This is a genomic window from Aquimarina sp. TRL1 (assembly GCF_013365535.1).
GTDB lineage: Bacteria > Bacteroidota > Bacteroidia > Flavobacteriales > Flavobacteriaceae > Aquimarina > Aquimarina hainanensis.
Genome location: NZ_CP053590.1, coordinates 3,809,390 through 3,829,925 on the forward strand (window position 1 = coordinate 3,809,390; position 20,536 = coordinate 3,829,925).

General features: G+C 40.0%; 3 protein-coding genes. All 3 read left to right on the forward strand.

Annotation, left to right across the window (positions count from 1 at the left end; genetic code table 11):
* Window positions 1-23 precede the first annotated feature (23 nt).
* The 3 genes from HN014_RS15695 (at window position 24) to HN014_RS15705 (ending at window position 20,441) form a co-directional block, all read left to right on the forward strand.
* Window positions 24-2,132: a sensor histidine kinase gene (locus HN014_RS15695; protein WP_176029798.1), complete on the forward strand. Its 2,109-nt coding sequence runs from the start codon at window positions 24-26 to the stop codon at window positions 2,130-2,132.
* Between the two features lie 70 nt (window positions 2,133-2,202).
* Window positions 2,203-2,877 (forward strand): response regulator, encoded by a 675-nt coding sequence (locus HN014_RS15700; protein ID WP_176029799.1) that lies wholly within the window; start codon window positions 2,203-2,205, stop codon window positions 2,875-2,877.
* A 905-nt stretch (window positions 2,878-3,782) separates the two neighbouring features.
* On the forward strand, window positions 3,783-20,441 hold the full coding sequence (locus tag HN014_RS15705) for a choice-of-anchor L domain-containing protein (protein WP_176029800.1): 16,659 nt from the start codon (window positions 3,783-3,785) through the stop codon (window positions 20,439-20,441).
* Window positions 20,442-20,536: the final 95 nt, after the last annotated feature.

The following is a 20,536-nucleotide window of genomic DNA, read 5'->3' on the forward strand; positions in this document are numbered from 1 at the left end:
AGTATAAATAAAAAAGAGCCATTATGGCTCTTTTTTTTGTTTCTTATAGTAAGATTAGTATCTTTTTAGTTAATTTAGGTATTAATTATTTTTTAATTCAAAAAATGACCAACTCGATAAAACCGTATTATTTAATTCCTCTTTTACTTTTGGTGATCTCTTGTGCTAAAACCAGAGAAAAAGTCCCTAAAAAGGAAATAAAATCAAATATCATAGAAACCTATCTGAAAAATGCTGAAAATAGAGATAATAATAATGAAGATAGAAGAGAAAACTTAAAAAAAGCCTATACGATTTATGTAACTCTGGAAGATGATGTGTATAAACGAGAAAAGATAGCACAGATGTCCGCAATATATTATGAGTTTAAGGAATATGACATGTGCAAGAAACTTAATAATAAAATGCTTAGGCTGGCAACGAAGATCAAAGATTCTTTTGGGATGGCTAAAGCCAATATGAATTTAGGGATACATTATCAATTTACTAAATTAGATACAGCATTTAGTTACTTTTCTAAATCGAATAAATTATATGAAAAACTTAATAGGTATCCGTATGAACATGGGAAGACATTAATTAGTATGGCTAGAATTTTACAAGCAACTAAAGATAATATAGGGAGTGAAGCCTTAACTATAGATGCGATACAAAAGTTTGAATTAGCAAAAAAAGAAAGGTATTTACCTACAGCATACACTAATTTAGGAATTATTTCTAATTATTTTGAGCATTATGATCAGGCAATCTCTTATCATTTAAGAGCAATTGAGTATGCTAAGAATAGTAAGAGAAAAATCTATAGAACAATAGCTTCTTATAATAATATAGGGAATAGTTACCGATTAAAAAAAGATTATAAAAGTGCAAAAAAATATTATGATAAAGCTTTGTCATATAAAGAATATTTAAAAGGAAATCCTAAAACATATGCACGTTTAATTGATAATAAAGCCTATGCAGATTTTTTGTCAGGAGAAGAAAGAGGATTGCCTGATTTGTTTTTTAAAGCATTATATATTAGAGATAGTATTGATCATAAGAGAGGGTTGATTTCTAATAGTTTGCATTTGTCGGAATATTATCAATCAAAAGGGGAAGATAGTTTAGCCATACAATATGCGACCAGAGCCAAAGATATTTCGCTGGAAATTGATAATAACGAAGAATTGTTAAAATCCTATCAGATATTATCAGAAGTAGCTCCCAGTGATGAAGGTGTTCAATATGCTCATGCCTATATCAAGCTTAGTGACAGTTTACAGCGAGAGGAGCGTTTGTTTAGGGATAAATTTGCTCGGATTGAGTATGAAACCGACCAGATCAAAGAAGAAAACCAACAAATTGCTAAAGAAAACGATCGGTTAATTGTGGCAGTATTAGGCTTATCAGCTTTGTTTATATTGGGGTATATCATTTTTAGACAAAAGCAGAGCAATAAAGAACTGTTATTTGCACAGCGGCAGCAAGAATCAAATCAGGAGATTTATCGATTGCTGCTAAATCAGCAGATCAAATTAGAAGAAGGAAGACAGTTAGAACAACAGCGAATGTCAGAAGAACTGCATGATGGAGTATTAGGAAGATTGTTTGGGGTACGATTAAGCCTCGATGGAATTAATCAACGAGCGAATGATGGTTTTACCGATGCGCGGAATAAATATATAGAAGAACTAAAATCCATAGAAAAAGAAATTCGACTGATCTCACATGATTTGGGAACAGATTCAATTTCTCCGGATGTTGCTTATGCAGATGTAGTAGAAAGCTTAATTAGTGATCTCTGCGAAGCTCATAGTATGGAATTCGAATTCGAGAATGATGAGAACATCGATTGGGATGTCGTTAATAATCATAAAAAAGTAAATATCTATCGGATTTTGCAGGAATCCCTACAAAATATTTTTAAACACGCTCAGGCTCAAAAGATAAAAATTAGTTTTGATTATTCGGAAGATAAAATAAATCTTACTATTTTAGATGATGGAATTGGATTTAATAGTAACAAAGTCAAAAAAGGTATAGGATTAAAAAATATAACTTCCAGAGTTCGTCAAATGAGCGGAATGGTAGATTTTATGAGTAATAAAGGAGGAGGAACATCTGTTTTGATTAGTATTCCGTCATATTAATAAATCTTAAAACCAAAGTGGTATGTCACTGAATAGATATATGACTTTTAAAACCCGAAATTAGTAAAACATGAAAAAAAAGCTAAAAGTTCTTATGATTGATGATCACCCGATGATTATTGAGGGATATAAGAACACCTTATTAGGAGAGAATCAAAAAGAGTATAATATTAAAATAGATATCGCTTCTAATTGTGATGATGCATACGATAAAATAGTAAAGTCTTCTAAATCTGCGGCACCATATGATATGTTGTTTGTAGATATAAAATTACCACCTTCCTCTGATGGATCTATTACATCCGGAGAAGATCTGGCTAAGCATGCCAAGCAATTACTGCCCAAAGCTAAGATTATCATCCTTACGATGCATAGAGAAGATCATCGAATTCATAACATTTTGAAGAGTATTAATCCTTCAGGATTTTTGATTAAGAGTGACCTTACTTCCAGTGAATTGCTATTAGCATTTAATAATATAGTGGTCGGGACACCATATTATAGTGCTACAGTGAATAGTCACTTTAGAAAAATGATGACCAATAATTTTTCTTTGGATGAAAAGAATTTAAAAATACTATATCATCTTTCCAGAGGTGTAAAAACTAAAAACCTTCCTAACTATGTGAGTTTGTCACTTAGTGCTATAGAAAAAAGAAAGAATCAGATAAAAGAAATGTTTTCTATTGCAAAAGCAGATGACCAAAAACTACTGGAAGAAGCAAGAAGAAGAGGATTTGTATAACAATATGAAGATCTGTTTTTATGCATATCCTAAAATTGAATAAGACGTTTATTTAATGAATAGCACTTAAGTTTAATTTTGGTTACATAATTTTTATAGCTAACAACTTTTCTAGTTATAATAACTAAACTACCTCTCCTAATTAAGTAATAATATGAGATAGTTTGAGAAATGAACATTAATTTCAGGTCTAGCACTGAGTACAACATTTCGATTATCGAGTAGATAACAACAGATACTTTTTTATAAATAAAGGAGATTCCTTCAGGAAGCACTACGATGTACAGGTTATATCGTAGTGCTTTTTTGTTTGAAATTGCTTGTTAACGGGTAAAAATAGTTATGAAACATTAAAAAGTATATGTTTTCCATAGTAGTTGTATGGATTAATGCTATGTGATAAAGAAATGAGTGATAAAATAAATAAGAAAAATTAAGAATGAAATTCAGTTTTTATTAAAAAAGAGAAGGTTTTGAAAATACCTGAGACAGCTCCTGTCTTTAGATACATAAGAAAATGTTTAATCTATATAAGATAAAAGATAAGGTTAATATCTTGGTTTTTAACAGTATAAATATGGTGGTTTAGACGTAATAAATGTTAAAATTTTATTAATAAATTTGATAATGAAGTTAAATAAGATGTATAGAATTCTAATACTAAATAAGAGAAATAATACTCTTGTTTAAGTGAATTGAATAATAAAAATGTTTAGGTGAGGAGTTTTGAAGAAAAGCATTCGATGTTGTTTTTTACACGTATTCAGAATAAAAACGTCTTTTTAACGATGTTTTTTGTTTTTTAACGATTATCTTAACATAGATTTAATACCTTTAAGTTTCTAAATAAGATGAGGCGAATGCTTCATAAATGATTCTCAACCAGCCAAAATATATTAACGCTTATGGATATAATTACTCCTAATTTGATTAAGCATACCCACAAAAACTATTTATTATTTTCTTTTTTACTACTTCTGTTTCCTTTTGTCAGTTTTTCGCAAGCAACATTGACAACAGGTCCTACGGACGCTCAGATTTTTGGGCAGTTACAAGGAGAAGGTGTCACCTTGAGTAATCCTTCTTTAGTTTCTGGAGTAAGAGCCTCGCAGATAGGGTTGTTTTCTAATGGACTTGGAGGAGCAAACCTTTCTTTGGATAGGGGAATTGCTTTTACTACAGGTACAGTTACAGAAGCATTTACAACAAATAATCAAACACAGGTAACTGAAGGACCCGCAGGAGGAGCTACTTTTTCATATGCTCCAATAATTGCTATAGATCCTACAGCTAATAATGATGTGGTTGTATACGAATTTGATGTTACGCTAGATCCTAATATTGGAGAGTTGGTGGTAGAATATCAATTTGGATCGGATGAATACCCGGATTATGTAGGAAGTAGATTTAATGATATTTTTGGTTTTTTCGTTTCCGGACCGGGAATAACAGGAACTCAAAATATTGCGTTAGTTCCTGGTACATCCAGCCCTGTAGCTGTAAATACAATTAATGCAGGATTTGTCGGATGTTTTGATGATACAACTACAGAGGATTTAACCAACAGTGCTCTGTATATTAATAATGGACATACTACGACAGGTGCTTGTAATACAAATCCAGGACCATTTGTAATGACTACAGAATATAATGGTTTGACAGGAAGGATAACAGGAAATTTATCCGGGTTAACACCGGGTAATACGTATAGATTTGCTATAGCAATTGCTGATACTGGAGATCCTTCGTTAGATTCTGGAGTATTTGTGAGTCAGATTTCTGGTTTGGGAGATTCTGATTTAGATGGATTGTCAGATGTGGTAGATTTAGATGATGATAATGATGGATTAAGAGATATTGATGAAACTTGCAATGGTTTTTTAGCAAAAAATACTTCAGGGGCTTGGACAGGATCGACTACTTCCACTTTAACGGCTACCTATACAGGAGCAAGCTCACAAACTGTAGTTAGTAATTTTAACGATGGACAGATAGCATTTAATGTTAATCAGAATGGTGGAGAGCAACGAATGGCACAATCAGGAAATGTTAGTTATACGTTAAGTTTCTCCCCGGCTGTACCAGCAGAAGAAATAGCTTTTAGTATTGATGATGTCGATATTGGAAATGGAACAGCAGTTAGTTCTACATATGCTTTTTCAGTAAATGGAGCTGGACCAGTTGGAGCGTTTAAATCGGTATCTATTGGAGCAGGCAACTATATGAATTTTAATGAAAATACAGGACTTATTACACTTAATGGTACTGTAAATGATCAAAGAATAATACTTAAGGGAGTAAATAGTGCTTTAGTTTCTAGTATCACAATCACTTCTACGGGGATTAATGGAGGAGACCTAGTCGCATACTCACTTTTTGCTAAAGAACCTTGTGATACTGATAGTGATGGAATATTAGATTTATTAGATTTAGATTCAGATAATGATAGTTGTGCAGATGCTTTAGAAGGAGATAATGGAGGTCTTACATTAGCAAGTTTAGATGCAAACGGTAGAATTACAGGAGGAGTAGATGCTAATGGTGTTCCCACGGCAGTTTCAGGTGGACAAGCAGACGTAAGTAGTACTAATAATGCAGTGACCTCTACCACCTGTGATGATGATGGAGATGGTGTAATAAATGGAAATGATGTATGTACCGGGTTTAGTGATACTGCTGATGCAGATGGTGACGGAGTTCCTGATGGCTGTGATTTAGATTCAGATAATGATGGAGTATCCGATATAGATGAAGGGATTTGTACGCTAACCTCTACAGGAACCTGGACAGGGTCAGGAACTACATTTTCCAGTAATGCGGCAGGAGTAACTGTGACAACTACTTCTACTTTTACAGCCCCGGCAAATTCTTTACCTTTTAGTGATAATACATTTAATACAACAAATTTTTGGACACCTAATCTGGCTTCAGCTCCTTCATTAATATATGATGTGAATTGGGATAGTACTCCGGATTCAGGGGCAGATATAGATTTACCATCGGATGACCAGGGATCGGGAACCCTAACATTTACTTTTAGTGAGCCAGTGACAGATCCTACTTTTCATATAGATAAATTAGGAGGAAATGGTAGTTCAGGAAGTCTTTCTTTATCGAATTCATTACAATTAACGATGGTAACGTCGGGAGTCACATTATCTAGATTAAGTGGTTCGGATGATTTTCAGGTATTAGGAGGAACAACGATTCAGAGAGCACCTAATGTAGTTATAACGAGCAATTCTCCGGAAACTTTGGCAGGAATGACAGAAGGAACAGCCTCTGGTTCTGTTAGAATTAACGGGACATTTACTTCTGTAACCTTTAATTGGAAAGGAGTAGGTATAGAAGGATTTGGAGGGGATTTGATAGAGTTCGCTTTACAAACATGTGTGTCAAGAGATAGTGATAATGATGGAAAGCCAGACTATTTAGATTTAGATAGTGATAATGATGGGATAGCAGATATAATCGAAGCAGGTGGAATTGATACCGATGGTGATGGAGCGATTGATTACCCGACTCCAGGGGATCCAACGTCTATGACGGATGCAGATGGAGATGGATTAGAAGATAGTGTAGATACAATTGACAGTGGTAGTGGCGCTGGAGAAGTAACTAGTGGTACAGCGTTGTTAAATCCTGATAGCGATAATGATGGTATTGTAGATAGCCTGGATTTAGATAGTGATAATGATGGGCTAACAGATATCAGTGAAGCTGGAGGAGTAGATACTGATGGTGATGGAGCGATAGATTATCCAACCCCGGGAGATCCAACCTCTATGGCAGATGTTGATGGTGATGGATTTGCAGATAGTGTTGATACAGATGATAATACGGTTGCAGGAACAGGAGATGGCGGAACGATGCTACCGTTAACCAATACCGATGGTACAGGAGGGCTGGATTATCAGGATATTGATAGTGACGGCGATGGTATTGTAGATAATATAGAAATACAACCAACAGTTGGTTATGTTGCCCCAAGTGGTACGGATACTGATGGCGATGGTATTGATGATAGCTATGATCCTGATGATGGCGGAACAGCATTAGTTGCCATAGATACAGATATGGATGGTAGTGCAGATTATATAGATACCGATAGTGATAATGATGGAGAATCTGATTCTATAGAAGGCTGGGATACTGATGGCGATGGGGTTGCCGATACGGTTGCTTCAGGAAGTGATAGTGATGGCGATGGATTGGATGATAATTATGATATGATTGTTTTAAGTGGAGCTACTTCCGGTACAAACCCATCAAATGGTTCAGTGCCTACAGACTTCCCAGATGTTGACTTACCAGGAGTAGGAGATATGGATTGGAGAGAGCACGACAGTGATGGGGATGGTGTTAATGATATTTCAGATGTAGATGATGATAATGATGGTATTCCAGATGTTTTAGAATCAGGAGGGAATGATCCTAATGGGGATGCAGATGGTGATGGTATTCCTAACTGGCAGGATACGACAGATGATGGAGGCGCTGGAGATGGAAGTACAACAGATTATACAGATAGTAATGGTGATGGTATTCCGGATGTATATGATGTAGATGGTGATGGCGTTGCGAATCATTTGGATTTAGATAGTGATAATGATGGAGTTGCAGATATTACAGAAGCCGGAGGAGTTGATACCGACGGAGACGGAGCGATAGATTACCCGACTCCAGGGGATCCAACGTCTATGACGGATGCAGATGGTGACGGATTAGAAGATAGTCTGGATACGATTGACAGTGGTAGTGGAGCAGGAGAGGTTACCACAGGTACAGCCTTACCGAATCCTGATAGTGATGGTGATGGTGTTCCTAATACTGCAGACTTAGATAGTGATAATGATGGAGTTGCAGATATCGTAGAAAACGGAGGAGTTGATACGGATGGAGACGGAGCAATAGACTACCCGACTCCGGGAGATCCAACCTCTATGGCAGATGTTGATGGTGATGGATTTGCTGATAGTGTTGATACGGATGATAATACAGTTGCAGGTACAGGAGATGGCGGAACGGCTCTGGTTGTAGGAGACCAGGATAATGATGGAGTTGTAGATTACTTAGATTTAGATAGTGATAATGATGGAATTTCAGATACAATAGAAAACGGAGGAGTTGATGCAGATGGCGATGGAGTTTTAGATGGAATTACCGATACTGATGGCGATGGATTTGCAGATAGTGTTGATACGGATGATAATACGGTTGCAGGAACAGGAGATGGCGGAACCAATTTACCGTCACCGGACAGTGATAATGACGGTATTATAGATAGCCTGGATTTAGATAGTGATAATGATGGGTTAACAGATATCAGTGAAGCTGGAGGAGTAGATACTGATGGTGATGGAGCGATAGATTATCCAACCCCGGGAGATCCAACCTCTATGGTTGATGTCGATGGTGATGGATTTGCTGATAGTGTTGATACAGATGATAATACGGTTGCAGGAACAGGAGATGGCGGAACGATGCTACCGTTACCCAATACCGATGGTACAGGAGGGCTGGATTATCAGGATATTGATAGTGATGGTGATGGTATTGTAGATAATATAGAAGGACAACCAACGGTTGGTTATGTTGCCCCAAGTGGTACGGATACTGATGGCGATGGTATTGATGATAGCTATGACCCTGATGATGGTGGAACAGCATTAGTTGCCATAGACACAGATATGGATGGTAGTGCAGATTATATAGATACCGATAGTGATAATGATGGAGAATCTGATTCTATAGAAGGCTGGGATACTGATGGCGATGGGGTTGCCGATACGGTTGCTTCAGGAAGTGATAGTGATGGCGATGGATTGGATGATAATTATGATACGATTGTTTTAAGTGGAGCTACTTCCGGTACGAACCCATCAAATGGTTCAGTGCCTACAGACTTCCCAGATGTTGACTTACCAGGAGTAGGAGATATGGATTGGAGAGAGCACGACAGTGATGGTGATGGTGTTAATGATGTTTCAGATGTAGATGATGATAATGATGGTATTCCAGATGTTTTAGAATCAGGAGGGAATGATCCTAATGGGGATGCAGATGGTGATGGTATTCCTAACTGGCAGGATACGACAGATGATGGAGGCGCTGGAGATGGAAGTACAACAGATTATACAGATAGTAATGGTGATGGTATTCCGGATGTATATGATGTAGATGGTGATGGCGTTGCGAATCATTTGGATTTAGATAGTGATAATGATGGAGTTGCAGATATTACAGAAGCCGGAGGAGTTGATACCGACGGAGACGGAGCGATAGATTACCCGACTCCAGGGGATCCAACGTCTATGACGGATGCAGATGGTGACGGATTAGAAGATAGTCTGGATACGATTGACAGTGGTAGTGGAGCAGGAGAGGTTACCACAGGTACAGCCTTACCGAATCCTGATAGTGATGGTGATGGTGTTCCTAATACTGCAGACTTAGATAGTGATAATGATGGAGTTGCAGATATCGTAGAAAACGGAGGAGTTGATACGGATGGAGACGGAGCAATAGACTACCCGACTCCGGGAGATCCAACCTCTATGGCAGATGTTGATGGTGATGGATTTGCTGATAGTGTTGATACGGATGATAATACAGTTGCAGGTACAGGAGATGGCGGAACGGCTCTGGTTGTAGGAGACCAGGATAATGATGGAGTTGTAGATTACTTAGATTTAGATAGTGATAATGATGGAATTTCAGATACAATAGAAAACGGAGGAGTTGATGCAGATGGCGATGGAGTTTTAGATGGAATTACCGATACTGATGGCGATGGATTTGCAGATAGTGTTGATACGGATGATAATACGGTTGCAGGAACAGGAGATGGCGGAACCAATTTACCGTCACCGGACAGTGATAATGACGGTATTATAGATAGCCTGGATTTAGATAGTGATAATGATGGGTTAACAGATATCAGTGAAGCTGGAGGAGTAGATACTGATGGTGATGGAGCGATAGATTATCCAACCCCGGGAGATCCAACCTCTATGGTTGATGTCGATGGTGATGGATTTGCTGATAGTGTTGATACAGATGATAATACGGTTGCAGGAACAGGAGATGGCGGAACGATGCTACCGTTACCCAATACCGATGGTACAGGAGGGCTGGATTATCAGGATATTGATAGTGATGGTGATGGTATTGTAGATAATATAGAAGGACAACCAACGGTTGGTTATGTTGCCCCAAGTGGTACGGATACTGATGGCGATGGTATTGATGATAGCTATGACCCTGATGATGGTGGAACAGCATTAGTTGCCATAGACACAGATATGGATGGTAGTGCAGATTATATAGATACCGATAGTGATAATGATGGAGAATCTGATTCTATAGAAGGCTGGGATACTGATGGCGATGGGGTTGCCGATACGGTTGCTTCAGGAAGTGATAGTGATGGCGATGGATTGGATGATAATTATGATACGATTGTTTTAAGTGGAGCTACTTCCGGTACGAACCCATCAAATGGTTCAGTGCCTACAGACTTCCCAGATGTTGACTTACCAGGAGTAGGAGATATGGATTGGAGAGAGCACGACAGTGATGGTGATGGTGTTAATGATGTTTCAGATGTAGATGATGATAATGATGGTATTCCAGATGTTTTAGAATCAGGAGGGAATGATCCTAATGGGGATGCAGATGGTGATGGTATTCCTAACTGGCAGGATACGACAGATGATGGAGGCGCTGGAGATGGAAGTACAACAGATTATACAGATAGTAATGGCGATGGTATTCCGGATGTATATGATGTAGATGGTGATGGCGTTGCGAATCATTTGGATTTAGATAGTGATAATGATGGAGTTGCAGATATTACAGAAGCCGGAGGAGTTGATACCGACGGAGACGGAGCGATAGATTACCCGACTCCAGGGGATCCAACGTCTATGACGGATGCAGATGGTGACGGATTAGAAGATAGTCTGGATACGATTGACAGTGGTAGTGGAGCAGGAGAGGTTACCACAGGTACAGCCTTACCGAATCCTGATAGTGATGGTGATGGTGTTCCTAATACTGCAGACTTAGATAGTGATAATGATGGAGTTGCAGATATCGTAGAGAACGGAGGAGTTGATACCGATGGAGACGGAGCAATAGATTACCCGACTCCGGGAGATCCAACCTCTATGGCAGATGTTGATGGTGATGGATTTGCAGATAGTGTTGATACGGATGATAATACAGTTGCAGGTACAGGAGATGGTGGAACAAGTTTACCTTCCCCGGATAGTGACAATGATGGAGTTGTAGATTACTTAGATTTAGATAGTGATAATGATGGAATTTCAGATACAATAGAAAACGGAGGAGTTGATGCAGATGGCGATGGAGTTTTAGATGGAATTACCGATACTGATGGTGATGGATTTGCAGATAGTGTTGATACGGATGATAATACAGTTGCAGGAACAGGAGATGGCGGAACCAATTTACCGTCACCGGACAGTGATAATGACGGTATTATAGATAGCCTGGATTTAGATAGTGATAATGATGGGCTAACAGATATCATTGAAGCTGGAGGAGTAGATACTGATGGTGATGGAGCGATAGATTACCCAACCCCGGGAGATCCAACGTCTATGGTTGATGTCGATGGTGATGGATTTGCTGATAGTGTGGATACAGATGATAATACGGTTGCAGGTACAGGAGATGGCGGAACGATGCTACCGTTACCCAATACCGATGGTACAGGAGGACCGGATTATCAGGATATTGATAGTGATGGTGATGGTATTGTAGATAATATAGAAGGACAACCAACGGTTGGTTATGTTGCCCCAAGTGGTACGGATACCGATGGTGATGGTATTGATGATAGCTATGATCCTGATGATGGCGGAACAGTATTAGTTGCCATAGATACAGATATGGATGGTAGTGCAGATTATATAGATACCGATAGTGATAATGATGGAGAATCTGATTCTATAGAAGGTTGGGATACTGATGGCGATGGGGTTGCCGATACGGTTGCTTCAGGAAGTGATAGTGATGGCGATGGATTGGATGATAATTATGATACGATTGTTTTAAGTGGAGCTACTTCAGGAAGCAATGCAGGTAATAATACTGTAGCTCCTTTAACAGATGGTATCTTAGCTGATGTAGATAATCCTGGAGTAGGAGATCTAGATTACAGGGAGAATGACAGTGATGGGGATGGTATTGATGATGCGGTAGATGCCGATGATGATAATGATGGTATTCCAGATGTTTTAGAATCAGGAGGGAATGATCCTAATGGGGATGCAGATGGTGATGGTATTCCCAACTGGCAGGATACGACAGATGATGGAGGCGCTGGAGATGGAAGTACAACAGATTATACAGATAGTAATGGTGATGGTATTCCGGATGTATATGATGTAGATGGTGATGGCGTTGCGAATCATTTGGATTTAGATAGTGATAATGATGGAGTTGCAGATATTACAGAAGCCGGAGGAGTTGATACCGACGGAGACGGAGCGATAGATTACCCGACTCCAGGGGATCCAACGTCTATGACGGATGCAGATGGTGACGGATTAGAAGATAGTCTGGATACGATTGACAGTGGTAGTGGAGCAGGAGAGGTTACCACAGGTACAGCCTTACCGAATCCTGATAGTGATGGTGATGGTGTTCCTAATACTGCAGACTTAGATAGTGATAATGATGGAGTTGCAGATATCGTAGAGAACGGAGGAGTTGATACCGATGGAGATGGAGCAATAGACTACCCGACTCCGGGAGATCCAACCTCTATGGTAGATGTTGATGGTGATGGATTTGCAGATAGTGTTGATACGGATGATAATACAGTTGCAGGTACAGGAGATGGTGGAACAAGTTTACCTTCCCCGGATAGTGACAATGATGGAGTTGTAGATAGCCTGGATTTAGATAGTGATAATGACGGGATTTCTGATGTAACAGAAAACGGAGGAGTTGATGCAGATGGCGATGGAGTTTTAGATGGAATTACCGATACTGATGGCGATGGATTTGCAGATAGTGTTGATACGGATGATAATACGGTTGCAGGAACAGGAGATGGCGGAACCAATTTACCGTCACCGGACAGTGATAATGATGGTATTATAGATAGCCTGGATTTAGATAGTGATAATGATGGGCTAACAGATATTAGTGAAGCTGGAGGAGTAGATACTGATGGCGATGGAGCGATAGATTATCCAACCCCGGGAGATCCAACCTCTATGGTTGATGTTGATGGTGATGGATTTGCAGATAGTGTCGATACAGATGATAATACGGTTGCAGGTACAGGAGATGGCGGAACGATGCTACCGTTACCCAATACCGATGGTACAGGAGGGCTGGATTATCAGGATATTGATAGTGACGGCGATGGTATTGTAGATAATATAGAAGGACAACCAACAGTTGGTTATGTTGCCCCAAGTGGTACGGATACCGATGGTGATGGTATTGATGATAGCTATGATCCTGATGATGGCGGAACAGCATTAGTTGCCATAGATACAGATATGGATGGTAGTGCAGATTATATAGATACCGATAGTGATAATGATGGAGAATCTGATTCTATAGAAGGTTGGGATACTGATGGCGATGGGGTTGCCGATACGGTTGCTTCAGGAAGTGATAGTGATGGTGATGGATTGGATGATAATTATGATACGATTGTTTTAAGTGGAGCTACTTCAGGAAGCAATGCAGGTAATAATACTGTAGCTCCTTTAACAGATGGTGTCTTAGCTGATGTAGATAATCCTGGAGTAGGAGATCTAGATTACAGGGAGAATGACAGTGATGGGGATGGTATTGATGATGCGGTAGATGCCGATGATGATAATGATGGTATTCCAGATGTTTTAGAATCAGGAGGGAATGATCCTAATGGGGATGCAGATGGTGATGGTATTCCTAACTGGCAGGATACGACAGATGATGGAGGCGCTGGAGATGGAAGTACAACAGATTATACAGATAGTAATGGTGATGGTATTCCAGATGTATATGATGTAGATGGCGATGGCGTTGCGAATCATTTGGATTTAGATAGTGATAATGATGGAGTTGCAGATATTACAGAAGCCGGAGGAGTTGATACCGACGGAGACGGAGCGATAGATTACCCGACTCTAGGGGATCCAACGTCTATGACGGATGCAGATGGTGACGGGTTAGAAGATAGTCTGGATACGATTGACAGTGGTAGTGGAGCAGGAGAGGTTACTACAGGTACAGCCTTACCGAATCCTGATAGTGATGGTGATGGTGTTTCTAATACTGCAGACTTAGATAGTGATAATGATGGAGTTGCAGATATCGTAGAGAACGGAGGAGTTGATACCGATGGAGACGGAGCAATAGACTACCCGACTCCGGGAGATCCAACCTCTATGGCAGATGTTGATGGTGATGGATTTGCAGATAGTGTTGATACGGATGATAATACAGTTGCAGGTACAGGAGATGGTGGAACAAGTTTACCTTCCCCGGATAGTGACAATGATGGAGTTGTAGATAGCCTGGATTTAGATAGTGATAATGACGGGATTTCAGATGTAACAGAAAACGGAGGAGTTGATGCAGATGGCGATGGAGTTTTAGATGGAATTACCGATACTGATGGCGATGGATTTGCAGATAGTGTTGATACGGATGATAATACGGTTGCAGGAACAGGAGATGGTGGAACCAATTTACCGTCACCGGACAGTGATAATGATGGTATTATAGATAGCCTGGATTTAGATAGTGATAATGATGGGCTAACAGATATTAGTGAAGCTGGAGGAGTAGATGCTGATGGCGATGGAGCGATAGATTATCCAACCCCGGGAGATCCAACCTCTATGGTTGATGTCGATGGTGATGGATTTGCTGATAGTGTCGATACAGATGATAATACGGTTGCAGGAACAGGAGATGGCGGAACGATGCTACCGTTACCCAATACCGATGGTACAGGAGGGCTGGATTATCAGGATATTGATAGTGATGGTGATGGTATTGTAGATAATATAGAAGGACAACCAACGGTTGGTTATGTTGCCCCAAGTGGTACGGATACCGATGGTGATGGTATTGATGATAGCTATGACCCTGATGATGGAGGAACAGCATTAGTTGCCATAGATACAGATATGGATGGTAGTGCAGATTATATAGATACCGATAGTGATAATGATGGAGAATCTGATTCTATAGAAGGTTGGGATACTGATGGTGATGGGGTTGCCGATACGGTTGCTTCAGGAAGTGATAGTGATGGTGATGGATTGGATGATAATTATGATACGATTGTTTTAAGTGGAGCTACTTCAGGAAGCAATGCAGGTAATAATACTGTAGCTCCTTTAACAGATGGTATCTTAGCTGATGTAGATAATCCTGGAGTAGGAGATCTAGATTACAGGGAGAATGACAGTGATGGTGATGGTATTGATGATATGATAGATGCCGATGATGATAATGATGGTATTCCAGATGTTTTAGAATCAGGAGGGAATGACCCTAATGGGGATGCAGATGGTGATGGTATTCTTAACTGGCAGGATACGACAGATGATGGAGGCGCCGGAGATGGAAGTACAACAGATTATACAGATAGTAATGGCGATGGTATTCCAGATGTATATGATGTAGATGGCGATGGCGTTGCGAATCATTTGGATTTAGATAGTGATAATGATGGAGTTGCAGATATTACAGAAGCCGGAGGAGTTGATACCGATGGAGACGGAGCGATAGATTACCCGACTCCAGGGGATCCAACGTCTATGACGGATGCAGATGGTGACGGATTAGAAGATAGTCTGGATACGATTGACAGTGGTAGTGGAGCAGGAGAGGTTACCACAGGTACAGCCTTACCGAATCCTGATAGTGATGGTGATGGTGTTCCTAATACTGCAGACTTAGATAGTGATAATGATGGAGTTGCAGATATCGTAGAGAACGGAGGAGTTGATACCGATGGAGATGGAGCAATAGACTACCCGACTCCGGGAGATCCAACCTCTATGGCAGATGTTGATGGTGATGGATTTGCAGATAGTGTTGATACGGATGATAATACAGTTGCAGGTACAGGAGATGGCGGAACAAGTTTACCTTCCCCGGATAGTGACAATGATGGAGTTGTAGATAGCCTGGATTTGGATAGTGATAATGATGGAATTTCAGATGTAACAGAAAACGGAGGAGTTGATGCAGATGGCGATGGAGTTTTAGATGGAATTACCGATACTGATGGTGATGGATTTGTAGATAGTGTTGATACGGATGATAATACAGTTGCAGGAACAGGAGATGGCGGAACCAATTTACCGTCACCGGACAGTGATAATGATGGTATTATAGATAGCCTGGATTTAGATAGTGATAATGATGGGCTAACAGATATTAGTGAAGCTGGAGGAGTAGATGCTGATGGCGATGGAGCGATAGATTATCCAACCCCGGGAGATCCAACCTCTATGGTTGATGTCGATGGTGATGGATTTGCAGATAGTGTCGATACAGATGATAATACGGTTGCAGGAACAGGAGATGGCGGAACGATGCTGCCGTTACCCAATACCGATGGTACAGGAGGTCTGGATTATCAGGATATTGATAGTGACGGCGATGGTATTGTAGATAATATAGAAATACAACCGACGGTTGGTTATGTTGCCCCAAGTGGTACAGATACCGATGGCGATGGTATTGATGATAGCTATGACCCTGATGATGGTGGAACAGCATTAGTTGCCATAGACACAGATATGGATAGTAGTGCAGATTATATAGATACCGATAGTGATAATGATGGAGAATCTGATTCTATAGAAGGTTGGGATACTGATGGCGATGGGGTCGCCGATACGGTTGCTTCAGGAAGTGATAGTGATGGTGATGGATTGGATGATAATTATGATACGATTGTTTTAAGTGGAGCTACTTCCGGTACGAACGCATCAAATGGTTCAGTGCCTACAGACTTCCCAGATGTTGACTTACCAGGAGTAGGAGATATGGATTGGAGAGAGCACGACAGTGATGGTGATGGTGTTAATGATGTTTCAGATGTAGATGATGATAATGATGGTGTTCCAGATGTTTTAGAATCAGGAGGGAATGATCCTAATGGGGATGCAGATGGTGATGGTATTCTTAACTGGCAGGATACGACAGATGATGGAGGCGCTGGAGATGGAAGTACAACAGATTATACAGATAGTAATGGTGATGGTATTCCGGATGTATATGATGTAGATGGTGATGGCGTTGCGAATCATTTGGATTTAGATAGTGATAATGATGGAGTTGCAGATATTACAGAAGCCGGAGGAGTTGATACTGACGGAGACGGAGCGATAGATTACCCGACTCTAGGGGATCCAACGTCTATGACGGATGCAGATGGTGACGGGTTAGAAGATAGTCTGGATACGATTGACAGTGGTAGTGGAGCAGGAGAGGTTACCACAGGTACAGCCTTACCGAATCCTGATAGTGATGGTGATGGTGTTCCTAATACTGCAGACTTAGATAGTGATAATGATGGAGTTGCAGATATCGTAGAGAACGGAGGAGTTGATACCGATGGAGATGGAGCAATAGATTACCCGACTCCGGGAGATCCAACCTCTATGGTAGATGTTGATGGTGATGGATTTGCTGATAGTGTTGATACGGATGATAATACAGTTGCAGGTACAGGAGATGGTGGAACAAGTTTACCTTCCCCGGATAGTGACAATGATGGAGTTGTAGATAGCCTGGATTTAGATAGTGATAATGATGGAATTTCTGATGTAACAGAAAACGGAGGAGTTGATGCAGATGGCGATGGAGTTTTAGATGGAATTACCGATACTGATGGTGATGGATTTGCAGATAGTGTTGATACGGATGATAATACGGTTGCAGGAACAGGAGATGGCGGAACCAATTTACCGTCACCGGACAGTGATAATGATGGTATTATAGATAGCCTGGATTTAGATAGTGATAATGATGGGCTAACAGATATCAGTGAAGCTGGAGGAGTAGATACTGATGGTGATGGAGCGATAGATTATCCAACCCCGGGAGATCCAACGTCTATGGTTGATGTCGATGGTGATGGATTTGCTGATAGTGTTGATACAGATGATAATACGGTTGCAGGTACAGGAGATGGCGGAACGATGCTACCGTTACCCAATACCGATGGTACAGGAGGGCTGGATTATCAGGATATTGATAGTGACGGCGATGGTATTGTAGATAATATAGAAGGACAACCAACGGTTGGTTATGTTGTCCCAAGTGGTACGGATACCGATGGTGATGGTATTGATGATAGTTATGATCCTGATGATGGTGGAACAGCATTAGTTGCCATAGACACAGATATGGATGGTAGTGCAGATTATATAGATACCGATAGTGATAATGATGGAGAATCTGATTCTATAGAAGGTTGGGATACTGATGGCGATGGCGTTGCCGATACAGTTGCTTCAGGAAGTGATAGTGATGGCGATGGATTGGATGATAATTATGATACGATTGTTTTAAGTGGAGCTACTTCCGGTACGAACCCATCAAATGGTTCAGTGCCTACAGACTTCCCAGATGTTGACTTACCAGGAGTAGGAGATATGGATTGGAGAGAGCACGACAGTGATGGGGATGGTGTTAATGATGTTTCAGATGTAGATGATGATAATGATGGTGTTCCAGATGTTTTAGAATCAGGAGGGAATGATCCTAATGGGGATGCAGATGGTGATGGTATTCCTAACTGGCAGGATGCGACAGATGATGGAGGCGCTGGAGATGGAAGTACAACAGATTATACAGATAGTAATGGTGATGGTATTCCGGATGTATATGATGTAGATGGCGATGGCGTTGCGAATCATTTGGATTTAGATAGTGATAATGATGGAGTTGCAGATATTACAGAAGCTGGAGGAGTTGATACCGACGGAGACGGAGCGATAGATTACCCGACTCCAGGGGATCCAACGTCTATGACGGATGCAGATGGTGACGGATTAGAAGATAATCTGGATACGATTGACAGTGGTAGTGGAGCAGGAGAGGTTACTACAGGTACAGCCTTACCGAATCCTGATAGTGATGGTGATGGTGTTCCTAATACTGCAGACTTAGATAGTGATAATGATGGTATAACAGATATAGCAGAAAATGGAGGAACTGATGCAGATGGAGATGGAGTTTTGGATGATCTTAGTGATGTTGATGGTGATGGATTTGCTGATAGTGTTGATACGGATGATAATACGGTTGCAGGTACCAACGATGGAGGTACTGCTTTGATAACAAATAATACAGATGGCGATTCAGTACCAGATTACCTGGATATTGATAGCGATAATGACGGTATTCCTGATAATGTAGAAATACAAACTACAGACGATTATGTAGCTCCTACTGGAACAGATACAGATAATGATGGTATTGATGATGCGTATGATATAGATAATGGAGGAACTGCTATTATAGCTGTAGATACGGATACTGATGGAACGCCAGATTATTTGGATTTGGATTCGGATAATGATCTCGTAACAGATGCTCTGGAAGCTGGGTTTACAGTAGCTGTTTCAACTACTGATGCCGATAATGACGGACTTCTTGATGCGTACGAAGGAGCAGATATAAATGATGGGTTTATAGTAAATGATGAGTTAACCAATGGAGCTTCGGATACACAAAATACAGATAATGAGGATAATGTTGATTTTAGAGATATAGATGATGACAATGATGGAGTAAATACATCTTTAGAAAATTATGACGGTGATAGTGATCCGGTAAATCAGGATTCAGATACAGATGGAATACCAGATTATTTAGATGAAGATGATGATGGTGATGGTATTGATACAATTGATGAAGGAGCGAATCCGGATAATGATGGAGACCCTTCTACAGGAGACACATTAAACTCTGACGGAGATAGCTTCCCTGATTATTTGGATATAGATGATGATGGCGATGGAGTAAATACAGAGTACGAAATAGATGCTAATGAGGATGGAAGCATACCGGATGATACGGATAATGATGGGATTCCTGATCATTTAGATATAGATGATGATGGCGATGGAGTAAACACCATTGATGAAAACTCAGATCCGAACGGAGATGGTAATCCAGACGATGCATTAGACGATAATAATGATGGAATACCTAATTATTTAGAAACTCACGGGTTAGATGGTACAGCAGAAGATGGGATTGATATACCTACAGGAATTTCTCCAAATGGGGATGGATATAATGATCGATTGAGAATATTAGGGATAGAAAATGTAGACAATACATTGAGTATCTATAATAGATGGGGAGTGAAAGTATATTCGGCAGATAATTATGGAAGAAATGATAACTTCTTCGAAGGAAAAAGTAACGGAAGAGTTACAATTGGAAAAGATGAAGAATTACCTGTAGGAACATATTATTATGTCTTGGAATATGTTGCTCCAAGTGGAGAACATAAACAACGATCCGGATATATTTATATCAATAAATAGGTAAATATAAAATGATTTTCTGAGCAGATAAATGAAGAGAATTTGTAAATAATTAAAATACATAATGTAACTTGTTAACACCGTAAAACGTTGTT